Genomic DNA, 26,736 nt, shown 5'->3' with positions numbered 1-26,736 from the left:
GGGGTTTATTGGGCCGGTGCCGGCGCAGTCGTGGCGGCAGGAGCGGCACTGTCGCCAGCCGGCTGTGCGTTCTCGCCGCCCGGCTGGGCGTTCTGGTCACGCAGCGGGTTGCGCTTCGGCTGCTCGGTGGGTGGGGCACCGTTGATGTTCAGAGAATCTCGTCCCTCCGCAGCGGAGCCGGTAATGGTGGAAAACAGGCCGTCGTTGACGTGGATGAGGGAGCAGTTCACCGAACGGGAGCCGGCTTCCCAGGACTCGCGGTTCATTGCGCCCCAGAAAGGCTGCAGCGTGGATTGGTAGAGGTTTTCCTCGCCGCCTAGGTAGTCCATGGCGTCCTGAGTACACGTTTCGGAGAGGAACTTATCCATGTCCTCGTCATTGGGGTAACCATCGGGGAATTTCTCGGCCAGGTTAATGACGGATACGGTCTCCATCTGGTGCGGCTCGCTACACGGAACGGTGCTGAGCACTTGGTTTTCGTCCACCTTGCGGCATTCGCCTGGCTTGGCGACGACCGCCTGGTCCACCTCACTGACCTTGCCAGTGGATTCCTGGGGGACCCCATTGGCGTCGGTGGTTTGCAGGCCGCACAGCAAGGTGCGGTCGCCCTGCTCCCAGGAGGCGGCCGGCGGCAGGATGGAGGCGATGTCGTAGCGGCCGTTGGGATCCCACTTGCCGTTGAGGTAGCTCACCGTGGGGGCTTCGCACAGCTCGTCGCGCAGGGCGTTTTGCCGTGTGATGTCGGGGCGCTTGGCATTGGGTCCGAACTCGCTGGTGGGGTAGGTGCTGAGGTCCTCGCGGGAGGAGACCTCGAAGCGGTGCGGCTTATCGCAGCTGGTCTGCTCGAAGCCGGTGGCAGTGCCGTCTGGGGCGATGTCCCACGTCACGCACGAACCAGCGGAGGCGGTAGTAAAGGATGCGATCTCTCCTTCGGAGGGATCGGCGGCCTGACTGCCGTCGGCGCTGGGGGCAGCGGAGCCTTGTGCGGCCGAATCGGTGCCGGTTGGCTCGCCGCTAAAGAGGCCGTAGGACGCCATGAAGGCGGCCGCGGCCACGGCTGCAACGAGGACGACGCGGATGGCGGAGGCGGAGCGCCACGCAGATGAAGTGCTCATAGAACTCTTCATACTACTCCCTTGGCGGCCCGGGCTTCTAGCCCGCCCGGCGCCGTGCGGGAGCACGGCGCCGCTAGATACGTGCGCGGGAGACGTGCGTTGTGAGCCTATAGCGGTCTGTGCGGTAGACCGAGGAGCACCACTCCACGGGGCGATCGCCGGAGCGGGCGAGGCGGGTGATGTGGAGGAGAGGGGTGTTCAGGGGGACGTCGAGAAGCTCAGCGATGTCCTCCTCTGCTGCGACGGCTGTGACCGTCTGCTCGGCCCCGGTGATGGGGACCTCGAAGGTGCTTTCCAAAATCGCGTAGACGGAATTGTAGATGTCATTCTCCAACAATGACGGAGCAAAGGTGGAGTTATACCAGCCATCGTCGATGGAATAGGGCTCGCCATCGCCCAAGCGCAGGCGCCGCAGGTGGGTATGGGCCACGGTGGTTTCCGTGCCGAAAAACTCGCAGACCTCACTGGGGGCGGTGCTGCGCTCACCCAGCAGGATCCGCGAGGAAGCCTGTACCTTCTGGTAGCCCATCTCATCGGAAAAGGACGCCAGATGGAGCCGGGAGACCAGTGGGTTCGGAGCCACGAAGGTACCTTTACCGCGCACGCGGCGCAGGCGGCCCTCCGCCACCAAGTCACCAATGGCGCGGCGCACGGTGATGCGGGAGACGCCGTAGGTTTCTTCGAGAATGCGCTCGCCGGGGAGGATGTCACCGGGTTTGAGGGTGGTTCGGCAGAGCTCGGAGAGGATATCCCGCAGCTGAGCGTGCTTGGGCACGGGGCCGTCGGTAATAATGTGAGGTGCCATGTTATTCATGATAATGCGCTGGTTATGACCAGCGCAAAGGTATGGCCGTGCGCTAGACTATCCGGCGTGATTGATCTCAAGTTTCTTCGCGAAAATCCCGATGTCGTCCGCGCCTCCCAGGTAAACCGTGGGGAGGACCCCGCTTTGGTGGACCAGCTGCTTGCCGCCGATGAGCAGCGCCGCGCGGCAATTGTGAAGGCTGACCAGCTGCGCTCGGAGCAGAAGGCCTTTGGCAAGAAGATTGGCCAGGCTTCCCCGGAGGAGCGCCCGGCGCTGCTGGAGGGCTCCAATGAGCTGAAGGAAAAGGTCAAGGCGGCCGGCGAGGAAGCGGCCGCGGCCGAAGCCAAGGTGGAGGAGTTGCAGTACCAGCTCTCCAACGTGGTGGAGGGTGCTCCGGCGGGCGGCGAAGATGACTTCATCGTCCTCGAGGAGGTCGGTGAAAAGCCGCAGTTCGACTTCGAACCGAAGGATCACCTGGAGCTGGGTGAGACGCTGGGGCTTATCGACGTCAAGCGGGGCGCCAAGGTCGGCGGCGCACGTTTTTACTACCTCACTGGTGACGGCGCCTTCCTGCAACTGGGCATGCTGATGTTGGCTGCGCAGAAGGCTCGTGAAGCTGGCTTTAGCCTTATGATCCCGCCGGTGCTCGTGCGCCCGGACGTTATGAAGGGAACTGGCTTCTTGGGTCAGCACGCGGATGAGGTTTACTACCTGCCGGCGGATGATCTTTATCTGGTCGGCACCTCAGAGGTGGCCTTGGCTGGCTACCACAAGGAAGAGATCATCGACCTGTCCAAGGGGCCGCTGCAGTATGCAGGCTGGTCTTCCTGCTTCCGCCGCGAGGCAGGCTCGCACGGCAAGGACACCCGCGGCATCCTGCGTGTGCACCAGTTCGACAAGCTGGAGATGTTTGTCTACTGCAAGCCGGAAGACGCTGAGGAGATGCACCAGAAGCTCCTGAACATGGAAAAGGACATGCTGGCGGCGATGGAGCTGCCCTACCGCACCATCGATATCGCGGGCGGAGACCTCGGTTCTTCTGCAGCCCGCAAGTTCGATAACGAGGCGTGGGTGCCTACCCAGGGCACGTACCGCGAGCTCACTTCGACCTCGAACTGCACCACCTTCCAGGCGCGCCGCCTCTCCACGCGCTACCGCGACGAGAACGGCAAGACCCAGTACGCCGCCACGCTCAACGGCACCCTGGCTACCACCCGCTGGCTCGTGGCCATCCTGGAGAACCACCAGCAGGCAGATGGGTCCGTCGTGGTTCCGGAGGCATTGCGCCCATTCGTGGGTAAGGACGTTCTTTACCCCGTAAACTCCTAGAAGAATGACAGGAGGCGCCGCAGGCGCCCCCTTCGATCCCCGGTTGTGCCCTCTTAAGGCCCTAAATCCTCCCTGGAGCATCATGAGCGTTGTGACTAATTTCCTCTACCGGCAGATTACGCACATTGGCCGCGGGGTGACTTTGGCCCAGGGGCTGAAGATGCGCCTGTCCGGCGAGGAGAATATCCCGGATAAGGGCGGGGCCGTCATCGTGTGCAATCACACCGGCTACATGGATTTCCTCTTCGGGGCCTTCTTGGCTTATCGCAAGCGGCGTTTGGTGCGCTACTTGGCTAAAGCCTCCATCTTCCAGACGCCGGTGGCCGGTCAGCTTTTTCAGGTGATGGGGCATGTTCCGGTGGATCGCATCGATGGCGGGGCGTCGATTGTCAAAGGCATCGAGCTGGCCAAGAATGGCGAGCTCGTGGGTGTGTTTGCGGAGGGCACGATTTCCCGCAGCTTCGAGATTCGCAGCATGCGCAACGGTGCGGCGCGTATCGCCCACGGCGCGGGTGTTCCGATCATCCCGCAGGTCATCTTCGGCTCCCAGCGCATTTGGACGAAGGGCCAGAAGAAGCACCTAGGCCGCACCAAGACCCCAGTGCTGATCACGGCTCTTGAGCCCTACTACACCACGGGCGATTTCGATGCGGATATCGCGGAGGTGCGCCGCCGGATGCAGGAGGCTCTGGAGGGGCTGTGGGCTCAGTACGAGGAGGAATTCGGCCCGATGCCGGCTGGCGAATACTGGGTACCGGCCCGTAAGGGTGGGGGCGCGCCGACGCTGGAGGAGGCCGAGGCCCAGGACTCCGAGGTGGAGACTGAGCGCTACCGTGTGCGCCGGCTGCGCGATGATCTGACCAATCTCAAGGAGCACGTGTCCGAGGCCACCGTGGAGCTCATGCGCGACCGGATGGCGTTGATGAAGCCGGGTAGTAATGAGGAAACCGGTACCGCAGAAGCCGGAGCCGAGGCCGCCGAGAAGGACCGCCCGCGTACCGCGCCGGAAACCCTTGAGTGGATCAAGGAAAACCTCAACTCGGTGGTCGAAGAGGCCATGCGCGGTGTCGAGGAGGGCCGCGACAAGGTCACGGGGGTGATGGCGCAACTGAAGTCTGATGTCATGGAGGCCCAAGCTTCCATGGCTGCGAGCAGTAAGGAAATCTTCGCTGGCTCCGTGGTGGAACAGGGGTTGCTCTCCGCGGCGACGCAATCTCGGCTCATTGTCTCGCGCCTGCCCCACCGCGTGAAGGCGCAGTATTCCGAAGTGCCGCGCGTGGTCGTGGCGGATCAGAGCGCGCTGAGCATGGAAAACGGGGAAATCTCGACGCGGCTCCAAGAAGCGCTGACGCAGCTCCACCCGCAGGTTGAGGAGTTTGTCGTGCTCTCGCCGCAGGGCGAGGTACTGGACGCTGCCGCCTTTGGGGACCTTCCGCAATCGTGTTGGCGCATCGCCTGCTCGGACGGTGCCGAAGGGGTGCAGTTCAACGATGCCCCCGGGGGAGTGGTGGCGACGGCCTCTTCCCCCGCGGAGGGGCTGGCGGCCGTGGTGAAGAAGATTGGGGCCGAGCCGAAGGATCTCTTGTTCTTTGCCAATGAGCCGGGGGATGAAACCTTTGCGGAGGGCGGGGACGGCGTCGCCGTGCGCATGGTGGCGCTTGAGACTGCACCCATTGAGGTGATTAAGGCTGCGCAGGCGGTGACGTATTCCACCGAGCGCTACGGAATGGCCGAGGTGCTGGAGGCCATGGCACGCTTGCAGCAAGAGAAGAAATAAGTCTTGACACCCTGGACTTAAGAAGCGTTCGCAACGCCCGTTAACACCCCCGGAAGGGGGTGTTATTTTATTTTGTTCACCTATGGAGTGCCTTGGAAACTCCAGCTTACGGAAGCGGAACTTACGTGTGAGTAGCGTCTCCAGAGATAATTTGGCGTGACCTATAGCATTGGCCGTGGGAGAAAACTTCTTCTTCATCCGCCCTTCGGGCAGGTGGCCGAGGCATCGGTGCACAGGACGCGCGTGGTGGATGAGCGCAACATGCTGCGCACATCGTCAACTGGACAGGACTTTCTGACGCCGTGCAGCGAGAGAGGAGACTCGGTCAACAATGACCACGACGAGTATTAACAGCTTCAACCCTGAGTATTTTGAAAAGACCTGGAATGACTACTCCACCGAGGACTATGACGTCGTCATCATCGGCGGAGGTTCCGTAGGCGCCGGTGCTGCACTGGATGCGGCCACCCGTGGCCTGAAGACGGCTGTGCTGGAATCCCAAGACTTTGCGGCGGGTACGTCTTCGCGTTCCTCCAAGATGTTCCACGGTGGTTTGCGCTATCTGGCCATGTTCGACTTCCGCCTCGTGGCGGAGTCCCTGAAGGAGCGCGAGCTCAACATGTCGACTTTGGCACCGCACCTGGTGAAGCCGCTGAAGTTCATCTTCCCGCTGACCCACCGCGGTTGGGAGCGCGTCATGATGTTCGGCGGCTTTACCCTCTATGACCTCATGGGTGGCGCCAAGAGCGTCCCGATGCAGAAGCACCTCACCCGCAAGGGCGTGCTGAAGGTAACCCCGGGCCTCAAGGAGGACGCCGTCGTCGGTGGCGTGCGCTACTACGACACGCTTGTCGACGACGCCCGCCACACCATGACCGTCCTGCGCACCGCCGCCGAATATGGCGCTAGCGTGCGCACCGGCACTGAGGTGATTGGCTTTGAGAAGGACGGCCGCGGCCGCATCACTGCCGCGAAGGTCCGGGACCTGGAAACCGGCCGCGAGACCACCGTGAAGGGCAAGGTCTTCATTAACGCGACCGGTGTGTGGAACGACAAGATCCAGGAGATGGCGGGCGCTGAAGGCAAGTTCACCGTCCACGCTTCCAAGGGCGTTCACATCGTGGTTCCGAAGGATGCCCTCGACGCGGATGCCGCGCTGTGCTTCGTCACCGAAAAGTCCGTGCTCTTCGTTATCCCGTGGGGTGAGTACTGGATCATCGGTACCACCGATACTGATTGGGAGAAGGGCCTGTCCCTGCCGGATCCGGCACCGACGAAGGCGGATATCGACTACATCCTGGATGAGGTCAACCAGCGCGTGCGCGACAAGATCACCCGCGATGACATCGTCGGCGTGTACTCCGGTCTGCGCCCGTTGCTGTCCGGCAAGTCCGATTCCACCACTAACCTGTCGCGCAACCACGCCGTTGCCCGCGTCGCACCGGGCATGGTGTCCGTCGCCGGTGGCAAGTACACCACGTACCGCGTCATCGGCAAGGACGCGGTGGATCTAGCCGCGAAGGAGCTGGGGACCAAGGTGGCTGAGTCCGTGACCGAGCGCACCCCGATTCTGGGTGCGGACGGCTACCACGCACTGGCTAACCAGGTTCCGGCACTGGCCCGCCGCTACAACCTCAGCGAGGACCGCATCGAGCACCTGCTCGGCCGCTACGGCTCGCTGATCGGTGAGGTGCTGGCTCCGGCTGCTGACGACGCCACGCTGCTCGAACCGGTTCCGGGTGCTGAGAGCTACATCTGGGCAGAGGTGCGCTACGCCGTGACCCACGAGGGCGCCCTGCACATCGACGACATCGTCTCCCGCCGCCTGCGCGTGGCCATCGAGTTCGCCGACCGCGGCGTCGCTGCCGCACAGCCGATCGCTGAGTTCGTTGCCCCGCTGCTGGGCTGGGATCAGACCGATATCGAGCGGGAAGTCTCCCACTTCACCAAGCACACTGAGGCAGAGCTCGCCGCTGAGGCAGCGCTGACCGACCGTGAGGCAAACGACATCCTCGAGCGCGCAGGAAGCGCACGAGCCACCAAGGAAGAAGCCTAAAAGTCACGGGGCCTAGCGAGCGGTGGATATCCCTCGCTGGGCCCTTGGCCTAGGCAGATAAGAAAGGACATCTTATGACCGGAATGGATGCATTCCTGTGGGAGTTCATCGGCACTGCACTGCTGCTCCTGCTCGGCAACGGCGTGTGCGCCGTTGTGAACCTCCGAACTTCTGGCGCGCGCGGTTCGGACTGGATCGTCATCGCTATGGGCTGGGGCCTCGCGGTTTTCATCGGCGCTAGTGTCGCCGACCCCTCCGGCGGTCACCTCAACCCGGCGGTCACCATCATGCTGGCGGTGAACGGTTCCCTTGAATGGGGCCTCGTTCCCTACTACCTGCTGGGGCAAATTCTCGGCGCCATGCTTGGTGCATTCCTTGCCTGGGCTACGTTTAAGCAGCTTTTCGACGCCAACAACCTCGATGAAGCCGGCAACGTCACCGGCGCCAACAAGAACACTGGGGGGATTTTCTTTACCGCCCCGGCGCACCCGAACAACGGCTGGAACGCAGCCACCGAGTTCATCGCTACCTGCGTACTGCTCATGTTCATCGCCTTTGGCCCGGCCGGCGGCGAGTTGGGTCCGCTGAAGTACTTCGCCGTTGCCTTCGTCGTCGTGTCTGTGGGCCTGTCCCTCGGCACCGCTACCGGCTACGCGATCAACCCGGTCCGTGACCTCGGACCCCGCATCATGTACGCCTTCATCCTCCCCATCAAGGACAAGGGCAGCGCCAACTGGGGTTATGCCTGGGTTCCGGTGGTTGCACCGACCTTGGCGGCCGTCGCTGTCGGCCTGCTGTCCATGGCTCTCTAAAAATCAGACCTTCACTACTCAGAAACGGAGAACACAATGTCTACCAAGCGCTACGTTGCAGCGATTGACCAAGGAACTACGTCCACCCGCTGCATCATTTTCAACCACGACGGCGAGCAGGTGTCCGTCGGCCAGCTCGAGCACGAGCAGATTTTCCCGGAGAAGGGCTGGGTCGAGCATGACCCGGAGGAAATCTGGAGCAACACCCGCCGCGCTGTGGGTGAAGCTTTGGCCAACGGCGACATCAATGTCGAAGATATCGCAGCACTTGGCATTACCAATCAGCGTGAGACCACCGTCGTGTGGGACAAGAACACGGGTAAGCCGGTATACAACGCCATCGTGTGGCAGGACACCCGCACCACCGAGATTTGTAAGGAACTCGCTGGTGATGAAGGTGCGGACAAGTGGCGTCGCCGCACCGGCCTCATCATCAACTCCTACCCAGCCGGCCCGAAGGTGAAGTGGATCCTCGATAACGTCGAGGGCGCCCGCGAGCGCGCGGAGAAGGGCGAGCTGCTCTTCGGCACCATCGATACCTGGCTCCTGTGGAACCTCACCGGTGGCGCCGACGGCGACAACGGCCAGGAAGCCCTGCACGCCACCGATGTCACCAACGCTTCCCGTACCCTCCTCATGGACATCGAGAAGCTCGAGTGGGATGAGGAACTGTGCAAGGAGATGGGGATTCCCACCTCCATGCTGCCGGAGATCCGCCCGTCCCTGGGCGACTTCCGCACCGTCCGCGAGCGCGGCTCGCTGTCCGGTGTGCCGATTCGCGCCATCCTGGGCGACCAGCAGGCCGCCATGTTTGGCCAGGGCTGCTTCCGCCCGGGTTCTGCTAAGAACACCTACGGGACCGGTCTGTTCCTCCTGCTCAACACCGGTACCACCCCGAAGTTCTCCGAGAACGGTCTGTTGACTACCGTGTGCTTCCAGCGCGAGGGCGAGCGCCCGGTGTACGCGCTCGAGGGTTCCGTCTCCATGGGTGGTTCCCTGGTGCAGTGGCTGCGCGATAACCTGCAGCTCATCCCGAACTCCGCGTCCATTGAGAACCTGGCTCGCGAGGTCAAGGACAACGGCGGCGTCTACATCGTGCCGGCTTTCTCCGGACTTTTCGCTCCGTACTGGCGCCCGGATGCCCGCGGTGTCATCGTTGGTCTGACCCGCTACGCCAACCGCAAGCACCTGGCCCGCGCCGTGCTCGAGTCCACCGCGTACCAGACTCGCGACGTCGCCGATGCCATGGTGGCGGACTCCGGCGTGGAGATCACCGAGCTGCGCGTCGACGGCGGCATGACCATGAACGAGCTGCTCATGCAGTTCCAGGCGGACATGCTTGGCGTGGAGGTCCACCGCCCGAAGAACGTGGAGACCACCGCTACCGGTGCGGCCTTCGCTGCGGGTCTCGATTCCGGTTTCTGGGATGACCTCAGCGTACTGGGCTCCCAGCAGGGCGACTTCAAGGTCTGGAAGCCGCAGCGCGAGAAGGACGAAGTCGAGGCTCTCTACCGCGACTGGAAGCGCGCCATCAAGCGTTCCCTGAACTGGGAAGACGTGGACGATGACGACGTTATCGCTTAAGAGCTAAGTAGCAGTCTTTGCAGGCAAGCGCGGCTGTCACGAGCATTCTCGTGGCGGCCGCCTTCGTCGTTGTGCGAGTGGCGGGCTGCGGCACGGTGGTGGGGAGCCAACGCTGCAGTGGACGTTGTTGTGGCCACCAGCGTTGCGGGTGCGCTCTTGTGTGCATCGCTCTGACGTAGACTCAGGGCTATGGCCAGTGACGTATTTTCGGACCGCGCTCCGCGCCTCATCATCAGCGATATCGACGGTACTTTGTTGGACCGAAACCACCGGGTGCCCAAGCGAAACCGCGAGGCAGTGGCCCGAGCAGTTGCCGCGGGCAGCGAGTTTGCGCTGGCGACCGGCCGGCCCTTCCGCTGGATCATGCCCGTGCTGGAGCAGCTGACCGTGCGCCCGGTGTGCGTGACATCAAATGGTGCGGTGATTTATGACTCGGCGGAGGACCGCGTGCTCTCCGCCCACGAGCTCTCGCCTGAAGCCCTCGCGGAAATCGTGGAGGTGGCCACGAAGGTGCTCGAGCCCCATGGCGGTGTTGGCTTCGGCGCGGAGCGCACGGGGGGCTCGGTCTTGGATCCGGTGGAGGAACTCTTCGTGGTGGAATCGCATTATTCGGAGAACGCGCTTTTTGAAGGCTTCGGCCTCGTGAGCGTCGGCGAATTGGTGTCCCGACCGGCGGTGAAGCTGCTGATCCGCAACACCGCGTTCTCCGCACCGGAACTCTACGAGCTTATTGCTCCGCACATCGATTCCGAGCTTGCCCACGTGACCTACTCAATGTCCGAGGGAATCCTCGAGGTGGCGGCCCCCAACGTGACGAAGCGGCGCGGAATTAGGTGGCTGGCCGAGCATCACGGTATCGCCCGCGAAGACATCATCGCCTTTGGCGATATGCCCAACGATATCGAGATGCTCGAGTGGGCAGGTTGCGGGGTTGCCATGGAGAACGCTCACCCAGAGGTCATGGAGGCGGCAGATGCGGTGACGGTAGCGCATCACCAGGCAGGTGTGGCAAAGGTGCTTGAGCGCTGGTTCTAACGCTGCTGTACCCCGCCGTGCTGTAGCCGTGAAGCCCAGCGCTACCTGCCCTTTTTCTAGCAGATTCTGAGAGTTTTCTGCCTCCGGTTGCGGGGTGTGTGGTGGTGTTTTAGTCTCGTGGGCATGGGGGACTTGGAGACTTATTTCTCCTATCGCAGTTCGGGGTTGGATCTTGTGGGGCTTGCGGTAGGCAGTGTGGATGATTTACGCGCGCGTGGTGCTTCTGTGGCTGATGCTGCGGAGTTGACTGGGCTGCATGCGGTGTATTTCGGGCCGACGCGTTTTACGGGCAAGCAGCGCCAGGCGCGTGCGGCTGCGGTTGCTCAAAGGCATGATGTTGCGACGTTGAGTTTGATTGAGTCGTATACCGTCAGGGTGAAAAAAGAGTTGGATGCGTGGAATCTGCGCGTTCGGCTTGCGGCGACTCCGGCACACCGTATTCCTCAGGTGGCGAAGGAGCGTTTGAGGCAGTTGCGGCCGCGGCGAGTGCCTGAACCTGGGGTGCGGCTGACGTATCGGAAGGTGGGTCCGCATTCGCTGACGATTACTGATTCGCCGCTGCGGATAAGTGAGATGCGCGGGGTGTTGGAGTCGATTAATTCGGCTGATTTATTGGATGCGGTAGGCCAGGTGTTTTTCAACCAAGCGCATGGGGGTTCTAAGCCTGCGGTGGCGACCAATGTGGTGGTCACCTTGGATGAGTTGGACCAGATTGTGCGCGGTGAGGGCGATGATATTGAGCTTGTGCTGACTAATGGTGGGCGGATGACAGGGCGGGAGTTTGTCACCTATAAGTTTGCTGAGGTTGGGTATGTGACGTTGGTGCATCCAACGATTGGGCCGGTGTGGTTGCATCGGGTGCGGCGTTTGGCTGGGTTTGAGCAGCGGTTAATGGCCAGTGCGGAGCATCCGACGTGCGCGCGTGAAGGGTGTAATAAGCCGGCTGATTATTGCCAGGTGCATCATTTGGTGCCGTGGAAAGCTGGTGGGGCGACGGATCCGCCGAATTTGACGATGTTGTGTGCTTATCACAATGGCGTTAATGATGATGACCCGGATAAGCCGACTGGCGCTGGCTATGTCTTCCGGTTGCGGGGTGGGGTGGATTATGTCCCACCGTGGGCGGAGCCGATTACTTCCCAGCCGGCGTACCAAGCAGCGCAAGCAGCATTGAAACAGCAGGCCAACGGGGGCTTAGTGGGCGGAACCCCGCCGGATACCTAAATCCAATAGATAACATGCCGAAGCGGAAGCCACCGAGGTGGCTCCCGCAATATCGGCGATCCCACAGGGCTGTGCGCGTGAGTTTTGCGCGCACACGGTGCGGCTGGGATTAGTTCGTGAAGACCTGAATCTGCTCAGTCTCCGGGTTGTAGACAATGGAACCGCCCTGGAACTGCACGCGGACTTCCTTGCCGAAGCCGGTGGGGAGCTCGTCGGAGGTCGGTAGGCCGAGTGTTGCCGAGTTGTCGCCGGACGCCCATTCCTTGGCGATGCGTCCCACCAGCGCGTGCGTACCGGTCTCTTCGGAGCTCAGCACGACGCCGTTCTGGAAGAGCTGGTAGATGATGCCGGCCGACTCATCCGGACCGCCAACAGCCAGACCCAGCGCCGGACCAAAGGCGTTAAGGACTGCCGTCCACGTTTCCTTCAAACCCTCGTTCTGGCTCAGGGAAAGCACCTTGGTCACGATGCCCGGGATCTGCTCCACTGGCAGGCCATTGACCGTCTGGTTCATGTCAATCTGCTGGTCCGAGCGGGCATACATGATGGCGAAGAGCGTGCCAGCCAGGCCGACTAGTGCGGTGATGGTGCTCATCGGGATTTCAGCATCGCCCAGCGAGGACGTTGCCTCCTGTGCCGGAGCGGCCGGTGCAGGAGCGGAAGGCGCGTCGTTGTCGTTCGGCGTGGAGTCGGAGGTATCCGGCGTAGGTGTATCCACGCTGCCCCAGTCCGTGGAGGTCGAACCAGACGCGCCCGACTTGATGGCCACGTACTTCTTATGGGCCGCCTCGCGGATCTTCGGCCACTGGGCAATGGTGTATTGACCCGGGCAAGCAGTGAAGTGAACGTCGCTGTGCCCGAAGAGGCCATAGACCGAGGCAGAGGCACCAGCCGGGTAGCGCGAGCCGCGGAAGTTCTCCGCCGAGCGCAGGGAAACGCGGGAGGTCGGATCAACACCGGAAATCGCGCCCTTCCAGCCAGCCAGGTCAGTGACGGACTCCAGCAAGGCTTCCGTTGGCTGAGCCGTCTCGTAGTTACCAATCATGGAAATACCCCACGTATTCCGGTTGAAGCCACCGATATGGGCGCCCTGCACGGCTTCGTCGAGCCCGCCGTAGCGGCCCTCGTAGATGGTGCCGTACTTATCCACCAGCGCGTTGTATCCGATATCGCACCAGCCCAGGTTCTGGGCGTGGTACTTGTACGCGGCGCGCACCTGTGCGGCCGCCTGCGCGCGGGTGTAGTTATTGGAGCCCGCGGTGTGGTGCAGCGCAATGGCCTTGACGCCGTCATCATAGTCAGCACCCTTGCAACGGATGCTCTCATCCGCGCCCCAACCTGCGCGCGAGACCACGCGCGGCATGCCGTCGGTCTCAGCGGTCGGCTCAATGACCTCGCCCTCCTGGGCGTTGCCGTCCATGAAGACAGCCTCGAGGCCTTCCACGTCGCTATTGGCTGGAAGCTCTTCGGTCTCAGCGACGGGGGCGATGTCGCCGACGTTGAAGGAGGCGTCGTCAAGCGCGGCGTCCTCAACGGGGGTTTCGGTGAACTCTTCGTCCAGGTTCGACCCGGTCACCAGATCCACATTGTTGATGGAGACCTGCACGTCGTTGGTATCGCCTACGAAGATGAGCTCGGTGCCGTTCGTGGCGGAGGGGTCATCGTTGTTGTAGGACATCGCGTCCATGTCGTACCACTCGGACCAGGACCCGTCTGGCTGCTTAGCGCGGACGAAGGCCGCGACGTCGCGCGAGCCCTTCCACGTGACGGCGAAGGAGGAGAAGGTCTCATCGCGATGGAATTGTTTGACGGCGCGCGGGCCTTCGCCCTCGCCCTGGGCGGCGATGGCCGGGTCATCCACCACGACCGTTTCGCCGGACCCGAAGGATTCGGAGGCCGAGCTCACTTCGATGGGGCCGCTGCCCGCTTCCTGAGTCTGGATGAGGGTTTGGCCGCCCACGGCTGCGGCAGCGACCACAGCGATCGAGGTGACCGTAGCGATAACCGGCGTCGACCACGTCGATTTCGCGGGAACAAGACGACGTTTGAGGTGCACTGTTACTCCCTAGGATGGTGTGCGCCAGAAGGTTAAAAGAAGCGCAAAAAGTTAACTAACGGGGCAAATGTTACGCCAGTTGTTGGAGTGAAAGAAGGTGTGACACGCGAGTTTTCTCGCTCGGGTGTCCCCAGCCGTTCTGTGCGTGTTACTGCTTTAAGCTGATGGCCATGACTGCATATGACCTCATCGTTGTTGGATCTGGATTCTTCGGCCTGACCGTGGCCGAGCGCGCAGCCTCCCAGCTGGGCAAGAAGGTGCTCATCGTCGAGCGCCGCGAGCACTTGGGCGGCAACGCCTACTCGGAGGCCGAGCCGGAGACCGGCATCGAGGTCCACAAGTATGGCGCGCACCTCTTCCACACCTCGAATAAACGCGTGTGGGAGTACTGCAACCAGTTCACCGATTTTACCGACTACCAGCACCGCGTCTTCGCCATGCACGATGGCACGGCCTACCAGTTCCCCATGGGCCTGGGCCTGATTAACCAGTTCTTCGGCCGCTACTACTCGCCGGATGAGGCGCGCCAGCTCATCAAAGAGCAGGCCGGCGAGTTCGCCGTGGATGAGGCGAAGAACCTGGAGGAAAAGGCCATCGCGCTCATTGGCCGCCCGCTCTACGAGGCCTTCATTCGCGATTACACCGCAAAGCAGTGGCAGACCGACCCGAAGGAGCTGCCGGCCGGCAATATCACGCGCCTGCCGGTGCGCTATACCTTCAACAACCGCTATTTCAACGACACCTACGAGGGCCTGCCCGTCGACGGTTACGCGGCCTGGCTGGAGAAGATGGCGGAGCACGAGCTTATCGACGTCCAACTCAACACCGACTGGTTCGACGTGCGCGAGGAGCTGCGAGGGGCGTCGCCAAGCGCGCCGGTGGTCTACACCGGCCCACTGGATCGCTACTTCGACTTCGCTGAGGGCGAGCTGGGCTGGCGCACGCTCGATTTCGACATGGAGGTGCTGGAGACCGGTGACTTCCAGGGCACCCCGGTGATGAACTACAACGATGCGGACGTGGACTACACCCGCATCCACGAGTTCCGCCACTTCCACCCGGAGCGCGCCGATAAGTACCCCAAGGACAAGACGGTGATCATGAAGGAGTACTCGCGCTTCGCGGAGAAGGGCGATGAGCCGTACTACCCGATTAACACCCCGGAGGACCGCTCCAAGCTGGAGGCCTACCGCAAGCTCGCCGCCGCCGAGGCCCGCGAGAACCAGGTCCTTTTCGGCGGCCGCCTGGGCACCTACCAGTACCTGGACATGCATATGGCCATCGCGTCCGCGCTGAGCCTGTTCGATAACAAGCTGGCCCCGTTCTGGAACGAGGGCAAGGCCCTGGAGCAGGAGCGCGGCCACTAAGCTGCCGCGCGCGGGTTGGTTCCCGCAGCGTAGCGTGGCGCGCTATGCTGAAACACCTCGATGGAAGGAGGTGACGGCATGGCTCAGCGCAAGAAGAAGCGCGCAGACCGCAGCATGTGGAAGATGTCCCCGGAGCGGCTCGAGGAACACCTCAAGCTGCGCAGTCGCGCAACGCGCATTCCCGATAAGAAGAAGGAACAATCCAAGAAGGCCTGCCGGAACACCCGGCGGGCCTTTGGCCGTTTACGGGGAGGTTTCGCCAGCGTATGGAACTAGACCAAAGAAAATAAAAACTTGTGGTCTGGCCAACAATCACTTAAGGTTAACAGTAAGTTAACAATAGGCGAACAGAAAGTGAGTTTAGAGATGACTTCCCCGAACGCCCGCCGTTTCGATACGTTGCGCCACGACTTGCACGCAGATTATGGCCACGAGTACACCGCGCAGGAGATTGACTCCTTCCTCGATGCCACCATTGAGCGTCACGAAGCTGGTGCGACCTTAGATGAATTCGTTCCCGTGATGGTGGAGCGTGAGGTGCGCGAGCACTTCGGCACCCACCGCATCCACGTGCGTTTCTCCGCGGGCACCGACCACGCCCTGGCACAGGCCGCCGTGGCGCTGACGAAGAAGTACGCTGGCGAGGCCCTGCTGGTCGACGCCGCCGTAGCCCACCCCGAAAACGACCCGGACTCCCACATGGCCCACGTGCTCCAGGAGCGCGGCATGGCGGAGCACCCGGACCGCTACGTCGAGGACCTGCGCTTGGTGACGATCCCGGATTACATCGTGTACCTCGGCCGCGAGGTCCCGCGCGATGAAGCTGGCAAGGACGTCAAGATTTGGGACATCGCCACGGCGGAAACCGTCGAGGAGACCCGCGAGCTGGCCGATGACCTCGGTGCCCGCGTGCTCTACATGCTCAACCGCCTGGGCATCGAGCCCATCTCGGAGGATGCGCCGGTGACGGCCTAAATCCCCGAGAGCTGTGATCTGACACTAGTTGATCTGACACTAGTTGGGTCGAGCATTCCAGTGCCATAAGCATTTCCCCAGACCTAGAACCCGAAACATGCAGGTCGGCGTCGTCAAGCACTGTGGCCTAGTTGAGCAGTGAACTGGAGGTTTCGGGTTCCAAGTCTGGGGATCTGGCGCACCAGGACGTAAAGGGTTCCACCAGCCTCTGGTGTGAAACCTTTCGCCAAGGCGCACCGTTCTTGCGCAAAGCTCGGCTGACGTGGACGTTGCAGTAGATTAGGGCGCGCGGATGCGGACGAGGAGTCACGTAAGAACAGCCGCGTGGGAACTCAGTGCAGCAGTGCTTAACCACTAATCTGGGGTTCTGAATACTGTCGAAATCTGTGTGGAGAACCGAAGATATCGTGACTGCCAACAATTCTGCTGCGTACGAACCCGTACAGCGCATCCTGCTGCCCAAGCGTGGCGAGCCGGTCGACGTCCGCATGCTCTACCTCATCGAGTCCGAGCAAAACCGCGAGCGCCTCAGCTGGAGTGGCCGCACTTCCGTGACCATCCCGGCCGGCGAAGAGGCCTCCTTCGAGACCTACTTCAACGCCTTCCCGGCCGCCTACTGGCGCCGCTGGTCCCAGCTGAAGTCCATCGTGCTGGTCATGGACGTCGAGGGTGAGGCCAACATCTCCCTGTACCGATCCAAGCAGGACGGCCAGCGCATCGCCGTGGCCAACCACGTGGTGACCACCGGCCACCACGAGTTTGAGCTGCCCCTGAAGAACTTCGAGGACGGCGGCCTGCTGTGGTTCGATGCCTCAGCCGTTGAGGACACCGTGCTTGCCGACGCCTCCTGGTGCGCCCCGCACGCCCCGAACCCGCAGCTCCTGCCGGACGGCAGCGAGTACCCGGCGCAGGAGAAGCGTGTGGCCGTGGGTATTCCGACCTTCAACCGCCCCACCGACGCCGTCGCGGCGCTGCAGGCGCTGGCGGAGGACCCGGTGGTGGACGGCATCATTGACTACGTTCTCATGCCGGACCAGGGCAACCAGCACCCGGCGGACGAGCCAGGCTATGACGAGGCCGTGGCGCACTTTGGTGAGCGCTTCCGCGAATTCCGCCAGGGCAACCTGGGCGGCTCGGGTGGGTATTCCCGCATCATGTTCGAGGCGCTGGAGAATACCGACTCGCCCTACATCCTCTACATGGATGATGACATTGCCATCGAGCCGGATTCCATTCTTCGTGCGGTCCAAGCAGCGCGTTATGCCGCCAAGCCCTTCATCGTGGGCGGACAGATGCTCAACCTGCAGGAGCGCTCCCAGCTGCGCACCACCGGTGAGCGCGTGAACCGCGCCGACTTCATGTGGGGCGCGGCCGAGCACGCCGTCTACGACCACGACTTTGCCAAGTACCCGCTGCGCGCCATCGGTGATACGCAGTCCCGCCTCGACCCGAAGAAGTATGACTCCCGCGCGCTGCACCGCCGCGTCGACGTGGAATACAACGGCTGGTGGATGTGCCTCTTCCCGCGCGTCGTCGCGGAAAGCATCGGGCAGCCGCTACCGCTGTTTATCAAGTGGGACGACACCGAATACTCCCTGCGTGCTGCCGCCCACGGTTTCCCCACGGTGACCTGGCCGGGCGCGGCCATCTGGCACATGGCGTGGGCGGATAAGGACGATGCCATCGACTGGCAGGCCTACTTCCACTTGCGCAACCGCCTCATCGTGGCGGCCCTCTACCACGAGGGTGATGCGCGCGGGATTACCAAGTCGATCTTTAAGTCCACCCTCAAGCACACCATGTGCATGGAGTACTCCACCATGGCCATCCAGTTGGAGGCTATGAAGGACTTCCTGGCCGGCCCGGATCAGCTCTTCGACATCTTGGAGTCCTCGTTGCCGCGCATCGCCGCAATCCGTAAGGAATTCCCGGATGCTGTCATTATCGATTCGGCGGACCAACTACCCGCGCCCACCGGCGCGCCGGGCGTGCCGACCCGCAATGTCGGTGGCCGCCTGGGCAAGATCAAGAAGATCCCGTGGCTCATCAAGTCCGCCAAGCACTTGGTCACCAAGGAAGATCCAGCGCACCATGAAGCGCCGCAGCTCAACCTCACCCCGGAGGAGGCCCGCTGGTTCACGCTCTCCCGCGTCGATTCCGCCACCGTCTCTACCGCGGGTGGCACCGGCGTGGCCTTCCGCAAGCGCGACCGCGAGCTGGCCCTCGAGCTGGTGAAGTCCACCCGCGAGCTGCTCAAGGAAATCGAGGATAACTTCGATGACCTGCGCGCCGAGTACCGCGCGGCCCTGCCGGAGCTGACCTCCCGCGAGTCCTGGCGAAAGGTCTTCGATGCCCAATAAGCTTTCTGTCGCCGAATCCCACGTCCTTGAAAAGATTCAGGACGCGGCCTTTGATGCGCCCGGTGTTCTGCCCACCGCGCGGGGTTTAAGCCACTTCGGCGAGCACGCCCTGGGCTGGCTGGCGCTCTCCGGCTTAGGCGCCGCCGTGAATTACCAGAAGCCGGCGCGCCGCCGCCAGTGGGTAGCCGTCGGTGCGGGTGCTTTCACGGCGCACGCGGCCAGCGTTGTGATCAAGCGCATTGTGCGGCGCAAGCGCCCGGACTATGACTACGTCAAAGTCGGTGTGAAAACCCCTTCTAAGCTGTCCTTTCCTTCTTCGCACGCGACGTCGACAAGCGCGTTCCTCGTGGGCGCCGCTTACGTTCTGGGAACCCCGGCACCGCTCGTTGGTGTGCCGGTCATGATGGCCTCGCGTATGGTGCTCGGGGTACATTACCCATCCGATACGGCGATCGGCGCCCTGCTGGGAGCCGCCACCGCGGAAGCATGCCATCGCTATGAAAGGAAGACCGCATGAGCGAACGTCCTAACCGCGTCGACGACGGTGAGCAGAGAGTCTTCCACTCTGAGCCGCACACCTCCGGCATCGATACCGGCCGCAAGCGCAAGCCGCCGAAAAACCTCGCCGATGGCATGGTGAAGGCGTTGCGCCCCAAGCAGTGGGTCAAGAACGTCCTCGTTCTCGCCGCCCCTGCGGCCGCGGGCGCGGATTCGCTGTTCCACACGCGCGTGCTTCTCGACGTCCTCCTCGCCTTCATCGTCTTCTGCATGGGCGCATCCTCCATCTATCTCATCAACGATGCCCGCGACGTGGAGGCTGACCGCGCGCACCCGACGAAGCGCTTCCGCCCCATCGCGGCGGGCGTGCTTCCGGTGAGCTTGGCTTATGCCATGGCCGCGGTGCTCATCATCGGTTCGATTGGACTGTCCTTCTTGGCCACCGCGGGCCTGCAGCTCGCCATCGTCATGGCCATCTACATCGGCCTGCAGCTGGGCTATTGCTTCGGATGGAAGCACATGCCGGTGATTGATATTGCCCTGGTGTCCTCCGGATTCATGCTGCGCACCATGGCCGGTGGTGTGGCCGCGGGCATCGTGCTCTCCCAGTGGTTCCTGTTGGTGGCCGCTTTTGGTTCGCTGTTCATGGCCTCGGGCAAGCGCTACTCGGAGATCCTTCTGGCGGAGCGCACGGGCGCCAAGATCCGTAAGTCCTTGGAGGGCTATACGCCTACCTACCTGCGCTTCGTGTGGACTTTGGCCGCCACCGCCGTGGTCATGTCCTACTCGCTGTGGGGTTTCCAGCTCTCCAACGAGTCTGATGGCCCGGCCAGCGTGTGGTACCAGGTGTCCATGGTGCCGTTTACCATCGCCATCCTGCGCTATGCCGCCGACGTGGACCGTGGCAACGGCGGTGCCCCGGATGAGATTGCCCTGGAGGACCGCGTCCTGCAGATCCTGGCCCTGCTGTGGCTGGCCTGTATTGCCATGGCGGTGTACATCATGCCGGTCATGATGGGCTAGACTCTCTCCTCATGCGAAAATCCGAATCACGTACCGCGGCGGCGCTCAGCGCGCTGGCCTCGGTCATCGTGATCGGAGTTTTCTCGTTTTGGGGCGGCTTTGCGCGCCGCTGGATTTCCGACGACGGCCTCATCGTTTTGCGTACCGTGCGCAACCTAGAGGAGGGCAACGGCCCCGTTTTCAACGCGGGCGAGCGCGTGGAGGCCAATACCTCGACGCTGTGGCAGTACCTCATCCTGCTTGCCCGCTGGGTCACCAACGCCCCGCTGGAGTCCATCGCCGTCAACCTGGGATTGCTTCTGGCGGTCGCGGCCATGATGTTGGGGGCGTGGGCCACAGCCCGGGCCTTCTTCCGCTCGGGCCAACTCGCCACTCCGCTTCTGGCGCCCGCGGGCGCGCTGGTCTACCTCGCGCTGCCGCCTGCCCGTGATTTCTTTACCTCCGGACTCGAGTGGGGCCTGTCCATCTTCTACCTCGCCGCCCTGTGGGCGTTGCTCCAGCACTGGGCGCAGTCTCGCGATAACGCCAGCGCCTACTGGCTGGCGCTGTGGGCGGGATTGTCCTGGCTCGTGCGCCCGGAATTCGCGCTCTACGGCGGCCTTGCCGGCCTCCTGCTTTTGGCAGCGCACCGCAACTGGAAAGTCTGGCTCGGCATTCTTGGCGCGGCTTTGCCCATCCCGGCGGGTTACCAATTCTTCCGCATGGGCTATTACGGCCTGTTGACGCCGCACACGGCGGTGGCCAAGTCGGCGTCGTCAAGCGCGTGGGGCAGCGGCCTGGACTACGTGGGTGACTTCGTTGGGCCGTATGCCCTGTACCTGCCCGTTCTCGTGCTGGCGGGTGCCGCGCTGTGGACCTTCCGTGCCCGCCTGCGCCCGGCAGCCCTGCGAAGCTCCACGACCGTCACTTATCTGCTGGTCGGTGCGGCGGCGGTGCATGTGGTGTACGTGCTGCGCGTCGGCGGCGACTTCATGCACGGCCGCATGTTGCTGTTGCCGCTGTTTGCCGCCCTCCTGCCGGTCTTCGTGCTGCCGCTGAGAGGCCTGGTGTCTGGGCTCGCGGCGGCCTTCTGCGCGGTGTGGGCCGTGGCGGTCGTGCTGCGCGGGCACCCGACGGACTGGGAGGCCTACGAGCAGCCGCTGTCCATCGTGGACGAGCGCGACTTCTGGACCTACGCCACGAACCGCGAGGCGGGTTACCCGCCGCGTTCGGCACGGGACTACATGACGATGAAGTTCATGCGCGGATACGGGGAAGCCACCGAAAAGTTGGCGGACGGCGATGCGCTGGGTGTTATCTATGTAGAGGACAAGGAGAAGGACCAGCTCAATTGGCTCACCGTCCCGCGCGAGCCGGGCGCGGAGGAGCCACCGACGGTCTACCTGGTGAACTTGGGCATGACCTCAATGAACGCGCCGCTCAACGTGCGGGTGCTCGACACCATCGGCCTGGCCACCCCGCTGGCCGCGCGCATGCCTCGTGAGGAAGGCGGGCGCGTGGGCCACGACAAGCACCTCGAACTGGAGTGGCAGGCGGCGCTGACCGGCGCGGACATCGAGTACCTCCCGCCGTGGTATGACAAGGAGAAGACTCGGCAGGCGCGGGCGGCGCTGGCGACGCCAGAGGTGCAAGAGCTTGTTGCCTCCTACAGCGAGCCCCTGACGTGGGAGCGCTTCCGCGCGAATTTGGCCTTCTCTTTGACCACGGGGCGCACCCTCATGTTTTCTGCCGATCCGGCCGATTACCCTGCCCACTAGCTTGGGGCGGGCTGGCAAATACCCCCACGGGGAGGCAAAAATTGCCAGGGTGCGTTACGCTACAAAAGATTCTCGTTATTGATCCGTAACTATCGCTGGCGTGTTGGCGATGTAGTAATGGCAGTAAAAATGTTAAGGAGAAACATGAGTTCACTAAGCTCTGGCCTGCGGACTCGGGTCCTCTCAGTGGTGGCCGCTATCGCCGTGGCCTTGGGCCTGGTCGTGACCGCCGGCACCCAAGAAGCATCCGCAGCTCACCGTGACTGGCTGCGCGCGGACGCCACCGGCACCTGCGAGTGGGATCGCGTTGGCTTCTGGGTGCAGCGCTGCGATGTGTGGTCCCAGGCGATGGGCCGAAACATCCCGGTGCAGATCCAGCCTGCCAAGAACGGCGGCAACGCGGGCCTCTACCTGCTCGATGGTCTGCGCGCGACCGATTCCACCAACGCGTGGATCCATGACGTCAACGCCGCGCGCACCTACGTGGACCACAACATCACCCTGGTGATGCCGGTGGGCGGCGCTGGCTCCTTCTATGCGGACTGGAATGGTCCGGCTACCTATGACCTGGTCAAGCCGGTCAACTACCAGTGGGAGACCTTCCTGACGCAGGAGTTGCCGGCTTACCTTGAGGGCAACTTCGGCGTGGCCCGCAACAATAACTCCATTGCTGGCCTGTCCATGGGCGCTACCGCGGCGATCACCCTCGCCGGCAAGCACCCGGAGCAGTTCCGCCAGGCGCTGTCCTACTCTGGCTACCTCACCACGACGTTGCCGGGAGCTCAGACCTTTATGCGCCTGGCGCTTCTCGACGCCGGCGGCTTCAACATCAACGCCATGTACGGCTCCGTCATCAACCCGAAGCGCTTCAGCAATGACCCCTTCAACCTGATCCCGGATCTGGCTGCAAACGGAACGGATGTTTACGTGTCCGCCGCTTCCGGTGTTCCGGGGCCGCTGGATCAACAACGCTACTTGCCGCAGCACATCGCGTCGGGCATGGCGTTGGAAGCCTTCGCCAACGGCACCACCCGCCTGTGGGAGCTCAAGGCTCGGGCGATGGGTGTTCGCCTGCAGACGGATTACCCGGCCCAGGGCCTGCACAACTGGGAGCAGTTCGGTTACCAGCTGGAACGCTCCAAGCCGCAGGTGCTCAACGTTATGAACGCCTGGTAACTAGCTAGCCGCCGTGCCCTTGGGCGTGGCGGCTTTTTCATCCCGCCGCTGGGCGTGTCCCCCTACCGAAAGTCTCAAGTTAAACTTAAACTTGAGAACACACTAGACCGCTCACCACGCGTGCGGCGGCGAGTTCCGCAGGAGGGGAACCTGCGGAGCTCGCTCGCGGCACCGCGTGCCCTTATCTCGATATACCCCTTAAAAGGACTCTTCAATGCCGAACACTGCGTCATCTCAGCCTCGCCGGTCCGCTAAGGATTCCGGCCTGCGTTCCCCGTCCGCAGCCCGCAAGGGCCTGACCATCGCTGCGCTGCCCACCGCCGTGGCAGTGGGCTTTGCGTTGCTGCCTATCGCAAACGCGCAGTCCTCAAGCTCTTCGAGCGAGGGCATTACCGACCTGCTGGGAAGCTCTAACTTCTCCGATTCTTTCGCCCCGTCCAACCCACCGCAGCGTACTCCGGTGGAGACGGAGTACCCGAAGATCGAGGGCCTGCCGGAGGGCGTGTCCGTCTCTCGCGTGGAATATCTGACCAACCGCCACCTCAAGGTCTACATTAAGTCCGCTGCGATGCCGGACAAGGAGCAGGTCGTGCAGATTCAGCTCGCGCGCGATTGGTACTCCAGCCCGGACAAGACCTTCCCGGAGGTCTGGGCACTCGACGGCCTGCGCGCGCGTGACGATGAGTCCGGTTGGACCATCGAGACCAACATCCTGTCCCAGTACGCCGACCGCAACGTCAACCTCATCATGCCGGTGGGCGGCGAGTCCTCTTTCTACTCCGACTGGCAGAAGGAAGACAACGGCACCCACTACATGTGGGAGACCTTCCTGATGAAGGAGCTCATCCCGATCCTGGAGAAGGGCTACCGCTCCAACGGCAAGCGCGCCGTGACCGGTATCTCCATGGGTGGTACCGCCGCCATGAACCTGGCCGAGCGCAACCCCTGGGCCTTCAAGTATGTTGGCTCTTTCTCGGGTTACCTCGACACCACCACCACCGGTATGCCGGAGGCCATTACCGCCGCGCAGGCTGATGCCGGCGGATTCACCTCCACCAACATGTGGGGCGATCTCTACTCCCAGGATTGGATCGATCACGATCCGAAGCTGGGTATTGAAAACCTCAAGGACATGAAGGTCTACGTCTCCGCCGGCAACGGCAAGGACGACTACGGCCAAATCGGCTCCGTGGCGAAGGGCCAGGCCAACATGGCCGGCGTGGGCCTAGAAGCAATCTCGCGCATGTCCACCCAGACCTTCGTTGACTACGCCAAGCGCGTCGGCGTCGAGCCGGTCGTGAAGTTCCGCCCGACCGGCGTTCACAGCTGGGAATACTGGCAGTTCGAGATGACCGAGGCATGGCCCTACATCGCCGATTCTCTCGGCTTGGACAAGAGCGACCGTGGCGCGGACTGCACCCCGGTTGGGGCCATCGCTGAGGCCACCAAGTCCGGCATCATCGGCTCCTGCGTGAACAACGAGTATGACGTCGCCGAGCGCGGCAAGGCCCAGGACTTCCAGGCCGGTACTGCCTACTGGTCCCCGGAGACTGGTGCGCACGCCGTTATCGGCCGCATCGGCGCACGCTACTCCGAGCTCGGTGGCCCGACCTCCTGGTTGGGTTTCCCGAAGACCGGTGAGGAGAAGACCCCCGACGGTCGCGGACGCTACGTCCACTTCGAGCATGGCTCCATCTACTGGACCCCGGAGACCGGCGCCTGGCCTATCTCGAAGGACTTCTTCGACGCCTGGGGCAAGAACGGCTTCGAGGGCGGCGACCTCAAGTACCCGGTAGCCGAGCCGCGCAAGGTCGGCGACGGCGAGGTCCAGGAGTTCGAGGACGGCGTACTGACCCGCAATCCAGACGGTTCCTTCCACATCGTGCACGGTGCTATCGGCGCGAAGTACAAGGAGCTGAAGGCTGCTGACTCCGAGCTGGGCTTCCCGGTGGGTGAGGAGAAGGCCGTCAACGGCGGCTTCTTCCAGGAGTTCGAGCACGGCAACATCTACTGGTCCATGGACTCCGGCGCGCACTACATCCTCAAGGGAGAGATCTTCGATGAGTGGGGAAAGCACGGCTACGAGCAGGGCGAGTTCGGCTGGCCCACCGAGGATTATGCGACGATCCCGGCCGGCGGGCTGACCCAGACCTTCCAGCACGGTGTTATCCGCAAGGTCATGGGCCAGGTTCAGGCGGATAAGAAGTAGGGACGGCTATGCGATTTTTCTCCGCCCGTCCCGCTGCGACAGCCGGCGCGGCCGTGTTGCTGGCCGCCGGTGCGCTGTTGACCGGCTGCGGTTCCGCCACCGTCGAGGAAGGTGAGGCCACCGAAACATCGGTGGCGCCGCTGGAGCGCTCCTCGGGGGCGAGCGGTGAATCGTCGTCAAGCAAGGCGTCGTCCAGCTCAGCGTCGGCGTCGCCCTCCGAGCAGAGTGAGCGAGCGCAAGGCGACGAGCCGGAGGACCGCGGCGCGCGCGAGATCTCCGAAATTCCCGCGCCCGCGCCTGAACAGGGCCCGGACCAGGACTTCCTGGCCACAGTGGCTGAGAAGGGCGTGAACATTGACGGTGTGGAGGACCAGCTGGTGGGTGCCGCGCAAGCCTCCTGCCAGGGCGATACCGTCACCGTGCCCGCGGTGGCCGGGCAGCTCATCGAGCAGGGCCGCAGCGAGCTCAGCCACGAAGAACTCGTCCAGCTCATCACCGAGCAGGGCCGCGCGCTCTGCGCTCAGTAATGTGGCAGGGATTCCCCAGGGAATCCCGCACCTTTCCAAGGTAGAAATTTCTTCATGCGTAAAACCATGCGTAACACACTGACCGTCCTTGCCGTGGTCGTCCTCCTCGCCCTGATTGGCGGGGGAGCGGTTCACTTCCTCAACACCCGTGAGGAAGGGGAACAAGGAAACCTTGCGGAGCCTGCCCCTTCCCAGGAGGAGGACAACACGGCCCCCGAGCAGCCGGACTGGTGCCCGCGCGTGGAATTCATCTCCGCGCCGGGAACGTGGGAATCCGCCGCGGACGATGATCCGATCAACCCGGGCGCGAACCCGAACTCCTTCATGCTCTCGATCACGAATCCCCTGAAGGAGGCCTACGTCCCCGAGGACGTTAAGGTGTGGACGCTGCCGTACACCGCGCAGTTTAAGAACATCAACGCGCAGCACGAGATGAGCTACGACGATTCCCGCAACGAAGGCACCTCGCGCCTCGAGGGCGAGCTGACCTACATGCACGAGACCTGCCCGGACACGAAGTTCATCCTGAGCGGATTTTCGCAGGGAGCGGTCATCGCGGGTGATGTGGCGGACCGCATCGGCGGCGGCAATGGACCCATCCCCGCGGAGAGCGTGGCGGGTGTGGCCCTCATTGCGGACGGCCGGCGCCAGGACGGCGTGGGCATTAACCCGGGTGCGCACGTCGGCGGCGTGGGCGCGGAGATTGCCCTGCAGCCGGTGTCGACCTTGATTCAGGGCATCGTCCCGGGCGCCACCATGCGCGGTGCGCGCGCCAATGGCTTTGGGGAGTTGGCGGACCGCACTTTCCAAATCTGTGCGCCGAATGACTCTATTTGTGATGCGCCCCTGGACGTGAGCAACGGGCTCGAACGAGCGCGTGACCTCATCGACGCCAACGGCGTTCATGCACTGTATGCCTACAATCCGGACGTTATCGAAGGGGTCACCACCAACCAGTGGGTCACGCAGTGGGCTAAGGACACCATCGACGCGCAGTAGCGCTTGACGACGTCCCGCCCGCGCGCCATGTAACGTTCGGCACACTCCTTCT

21 protein-coding genes are annotated in these 26,736 nt (G+C 63.0%); 18 read left to right on the top strand and 3 right to left on the bottom strand.

All coding sequences use genetic code 11. The features are described from left to right. Positions 1 to 5: 5 nt before the first annotated feature. Positions 6 to 1,115, bottom strand: coding sequence for a septum formation family protein (locus HMPREF2932_RS02735; protein ID WP_071409551.1), 1,110 nt, complete (start codon positions 1,113 to 1,115; stop codon positions 6 to 8). A gap of 73 nt (positions 1,116 to 1,188) precedes the next feature. After that, positions 1,189 to 1,920 carry a GntR family transcriptional regulator gene (locus HMPREF2932_RS02730; RefSeq protein WP_210397745.1) on the bottom strand — a complete coding sequence of 244 codons (732 nt, stop codon included), beginning with the start codon at positions 1,918 to 1,920 and terminating at the stop codon, positions 1,189 to 1,191. Between the two features lie 66 nt (positions 1,921 to 1,986). On the opposite strand from HMPREF2932_RS02730, the gene serS reads away from it, so the two are divergent. From serS to HMPREF2932_RS02695, 7 genes are all read left to right on the top strand, one after another. Continuing rightward, on the top strand, positions 1,987 to 3,249 hold the full coding sequence (serS, locus tag HMPREF2932_RS02725; RefSeq protein ID WP_046647615.1) for a serine--tRNA ligase: 1,263 nt from the start codon (positions 1,987 to 1,989) through the stop codon (positions 3,247 to 3,249). Between the two features lie 82 nt (positions 3,250 to 3,331). Beyond that, the gene (locus HMPREF2932_RS02720) at positions 3,332 to 5,026 is read left to right on the top strand and encodes a lysophospholipid acyltransferase family protein (RefSeq protein ID WP_071409549.1); all 1,695 of its coding nucleotides are present in this window, start codon (positions 3,332 to 3,334) and stop codon (positions 5,024 to 5,026) included. A 331-nt stretch (positions 5,027 to 5,357) separates the two neighbouring features. Beyond that, a complete protein-coding gene (locus tag HMPREF2932_RS02715) occupies positions 5,358 to 7,082 on the top strand; it encodes a glycerol-3-phosphate dehydrogenase/oxidase (RefSeq protein ID WP_071409548.1) in 1,725 nt (574 codons plus the stop codon). Positions 7,083 to 7,156: 74 nt separating this feature from the next. Next, a complete protein-coding gene (locus tag HMPREF2932_RS02710; protein WP_070702245.1) occupies positions 7,157 to 7,894 on the top strand; it encodes an MIP/aquaporin family protein in 738 nt (245 codons plus the stop codon). Positions 7,895 to 7,930: 36 nt separating this feature from the next. Continuing rightward, complete coding sequence (gene glpK / locus HMPREF2932_RS02705; RefSeq protein ID WP_070510899.1) at positions 7,931 to 9,478, top strand: glycerol kinase GlpK; 1,548 nt, start codon at positions 7,931 to 7,933, stop codon at positions 9,476 to 9,478. Positions 9,479 to 9,667: 189 nt separating this feature from the next. Next, positions 9,668 to 10,513: a Cof-type HAD-IIB family hydrolase gene (locus HMPREF2932_RS02700; RefSeq protein ID WP_071409547.1), complete on the top strand. Its 846-nt coding sequence runs from the start codon at positions 9,668 to 9,670 to the stop codon at positions 10,511 to 10,513. Positions 10,514 to 10,636: 123 nt separating this feature from the next. Beyond that, positions 10,637 to 11,737 carry an HNH endonuclease signature motif containing protein gene (locus HMPREF2932_RS02695; protein ID WP_071409561.1) on the top strand — a complete coding sequence of 367 codons (1,101 nt, stop codon included), beginning with the start codon at positions 10,637 to 10,639 and terminating at the stop codon, positions 11,735 to 11,737. Between the two features lie 109 nt (positions 11,738 to 11,846). On the opposite strand, the gene HMPREF2932_RS02690 is transcribed toward HMPREF2932_RS02695, so the two are convergent. Further along, the gene (locus HMPREF2932_RS02690) at positions 11,847 to 13,793 is read right to left on the bottom strand and encodes an N-acetylmuramoyl-L-alanine amidase (protein WP_071409546.1); all 1,947 of its coding nucleotides are present in this window, start codon (positions 13,791 to 13,793) and stop codon (positions 11,847 to 11,849) included. A 170-nt stretch (positions 13,794 to 13,963) separates the two neighbouring features. On the opposite strand from HMPREF2932_RS02690, the gene glf reads away from it, so the two are divergent. From glf to HMPREF2932_RS02635, 11 genes are all read left to right on the top strand, one after another. Then, the gene (gene glf / locus HMPREF2932_RS02685) at positions 13,964 to 15,160 is read left to right on the top strand and encodes a UDP-galactopyranose mutase (RefSeq protein ID WP_049156907.1); all 1,197 of its coding nucleotides are present in this window, start codon (positions 13,964 to 13,966) and stop codon (positions 15,158 to 15,160) included. A gap of 78 nt (positions 15,161 to 15,238) precedes the next feature. Further along, on the top strand, positions 15,239 to 15,436 hold the full coding sequence (locus HMPREF2932_RS02680; protein ID WP_071409545.1) for a hypothetical protein: 198 nt from the start codon (positions 15,239 to 15,241) through the stop codon (positions 15,434 to 15,436). 90 nt (positions 15,437 to 15,526) lie between these two features. After that, complete coding sequence (locus HMPREF2932_RS02675; protein WP_071409544.1) at positions 15,527 to 16,135, top strand: three-helix bundle dimerization domain-containing protein; 609 nt, start codon at positions 15,527 to 15,529, stop codon at positions 16,133 to 16,135. Between the two features lie 407 nt (positions 16,136 to 16,542). Then, on the top strand, positions 16,543 to 18,495 hold the full coding sequence (locus HMPREF2932_RS02670; RefSeq protein ID WP_071409543.1) for a glycosyltransferase: 1,953 nt from the start codon (positions 16,543 to 16,545) through the stop codon (positions 18,493 to 18,495). Beyond that, positions 18,485 to 19,012: a phosphatase PAP2 family protein gene (locus HMPREF2932_RS02665; protein ID WP_071409542.1), complete on the top strand. Its 528-nt coding sequence runs from the start codon at positions 18,485 to 18,487 to the stop codon at positions 19,010 to 19,012. The genes HMPREF2932_RS02670 and HMPREF2932_RS02665 overlap by 11 nt, the downstream gene beginning before the upstream one ends. Then, positions 19,009 to 20,016: a decaprenyl-phosphate phosphoribosyltransferase gene (locus HMPREF2932_RS02660; RefSeq protein WP_049156922.1), complete on the top strand. Its 1,008-nt coding sequence runs from the start codon at positions 19,009 to 19,011 to the stop codon at positions 20,014 to 20,016. The genes HMPREF2932_RS02665 and HMPREF2932_RS02660 overlap by 4 nt, the downstream gene beginning before the upstream one ends. An 11-nt stretch (positions 20,017 to 20,027) precedes the next feature. Then, positions 20,028 to 21,773: an arabinofuranosyltransferase AftB family protein gene (locus HMPREF2932_RS02655; RefSeq protein WP_071409541.1), complete on the top strand. Its 1,746-nt coding sequence runs from the start codon at positions 20,028 to 20,030 to the stop codon at positions 21,771 to 21,773. 144 nt (positions 21,774 to 21,917) lie between these two features. Beyond that, on the top strand, positions 21,918 to 22,949 hold the full coding sequence (locus tag HMPREF2932_RS02650) for an alpha/beta hydrolase (protein WP_175973789.1): 1,032 nt from the start codon (positions 21,918 to 21,920) through the stop codon (positions 22,947 to 22,949). Between the two features lie 295 nt (positions 22,950 to 23,244). Beyond that, positions 23,245 to 25,158 (top strand): alpha/beta hydrolase-fold protein, encoded by a 1,914-nt coding sequence (locus tag HMPREF2932_RS02645; RefSeq protein WP_371325917.1) that lies wholly within the window; start codon positions 23,245 to 23,247, stop codon positions 25,156 to 25,158. Between the two features lie 8 nt (positions 25,159 to 25,166). After that, positions 25,167 to 25,685, top strand: coding sequence for a hypothetical protein (locus tag HMPREF2932_RS02640; protein ID WP_070754314.1), 519 nt, complete (start codon positions 25,167 to 25,169; stop codon positions 25,683 to 25,685). Between the two features lie 66 nt (positions 25,686 to 25,751). Continuing rightward, positions 25,752 to 26,684: a cutinase family protein gene (locus HMPREF2932_RS02635; RefSeq protein WP_049156975.1), complete on the top strand. Its 933-nt coding sequence runs from the start codon at positions 25,752 to 25,754 to the stop codon at positions 26,682 to 26,684. The last annotated feature ends 52 nt before the right edge of the window (positions 26,685 to 26,736 follow it).

Origin of the sequence: Corynebacterium sp. HMSC074H12 (assembly GCF_001813755.1) — a bacterium.
Taxonomy (GTDB): domain Bacteria; phylum Actinomycetota; class Actinomycetes; order Mycobacteriales; family Mycobacteriaceae; genus Corynebacterium; species Corynebacterium hiratae.
This window is presented reverse-complemented; position numbering and strand designations above follow the sequence as displayed.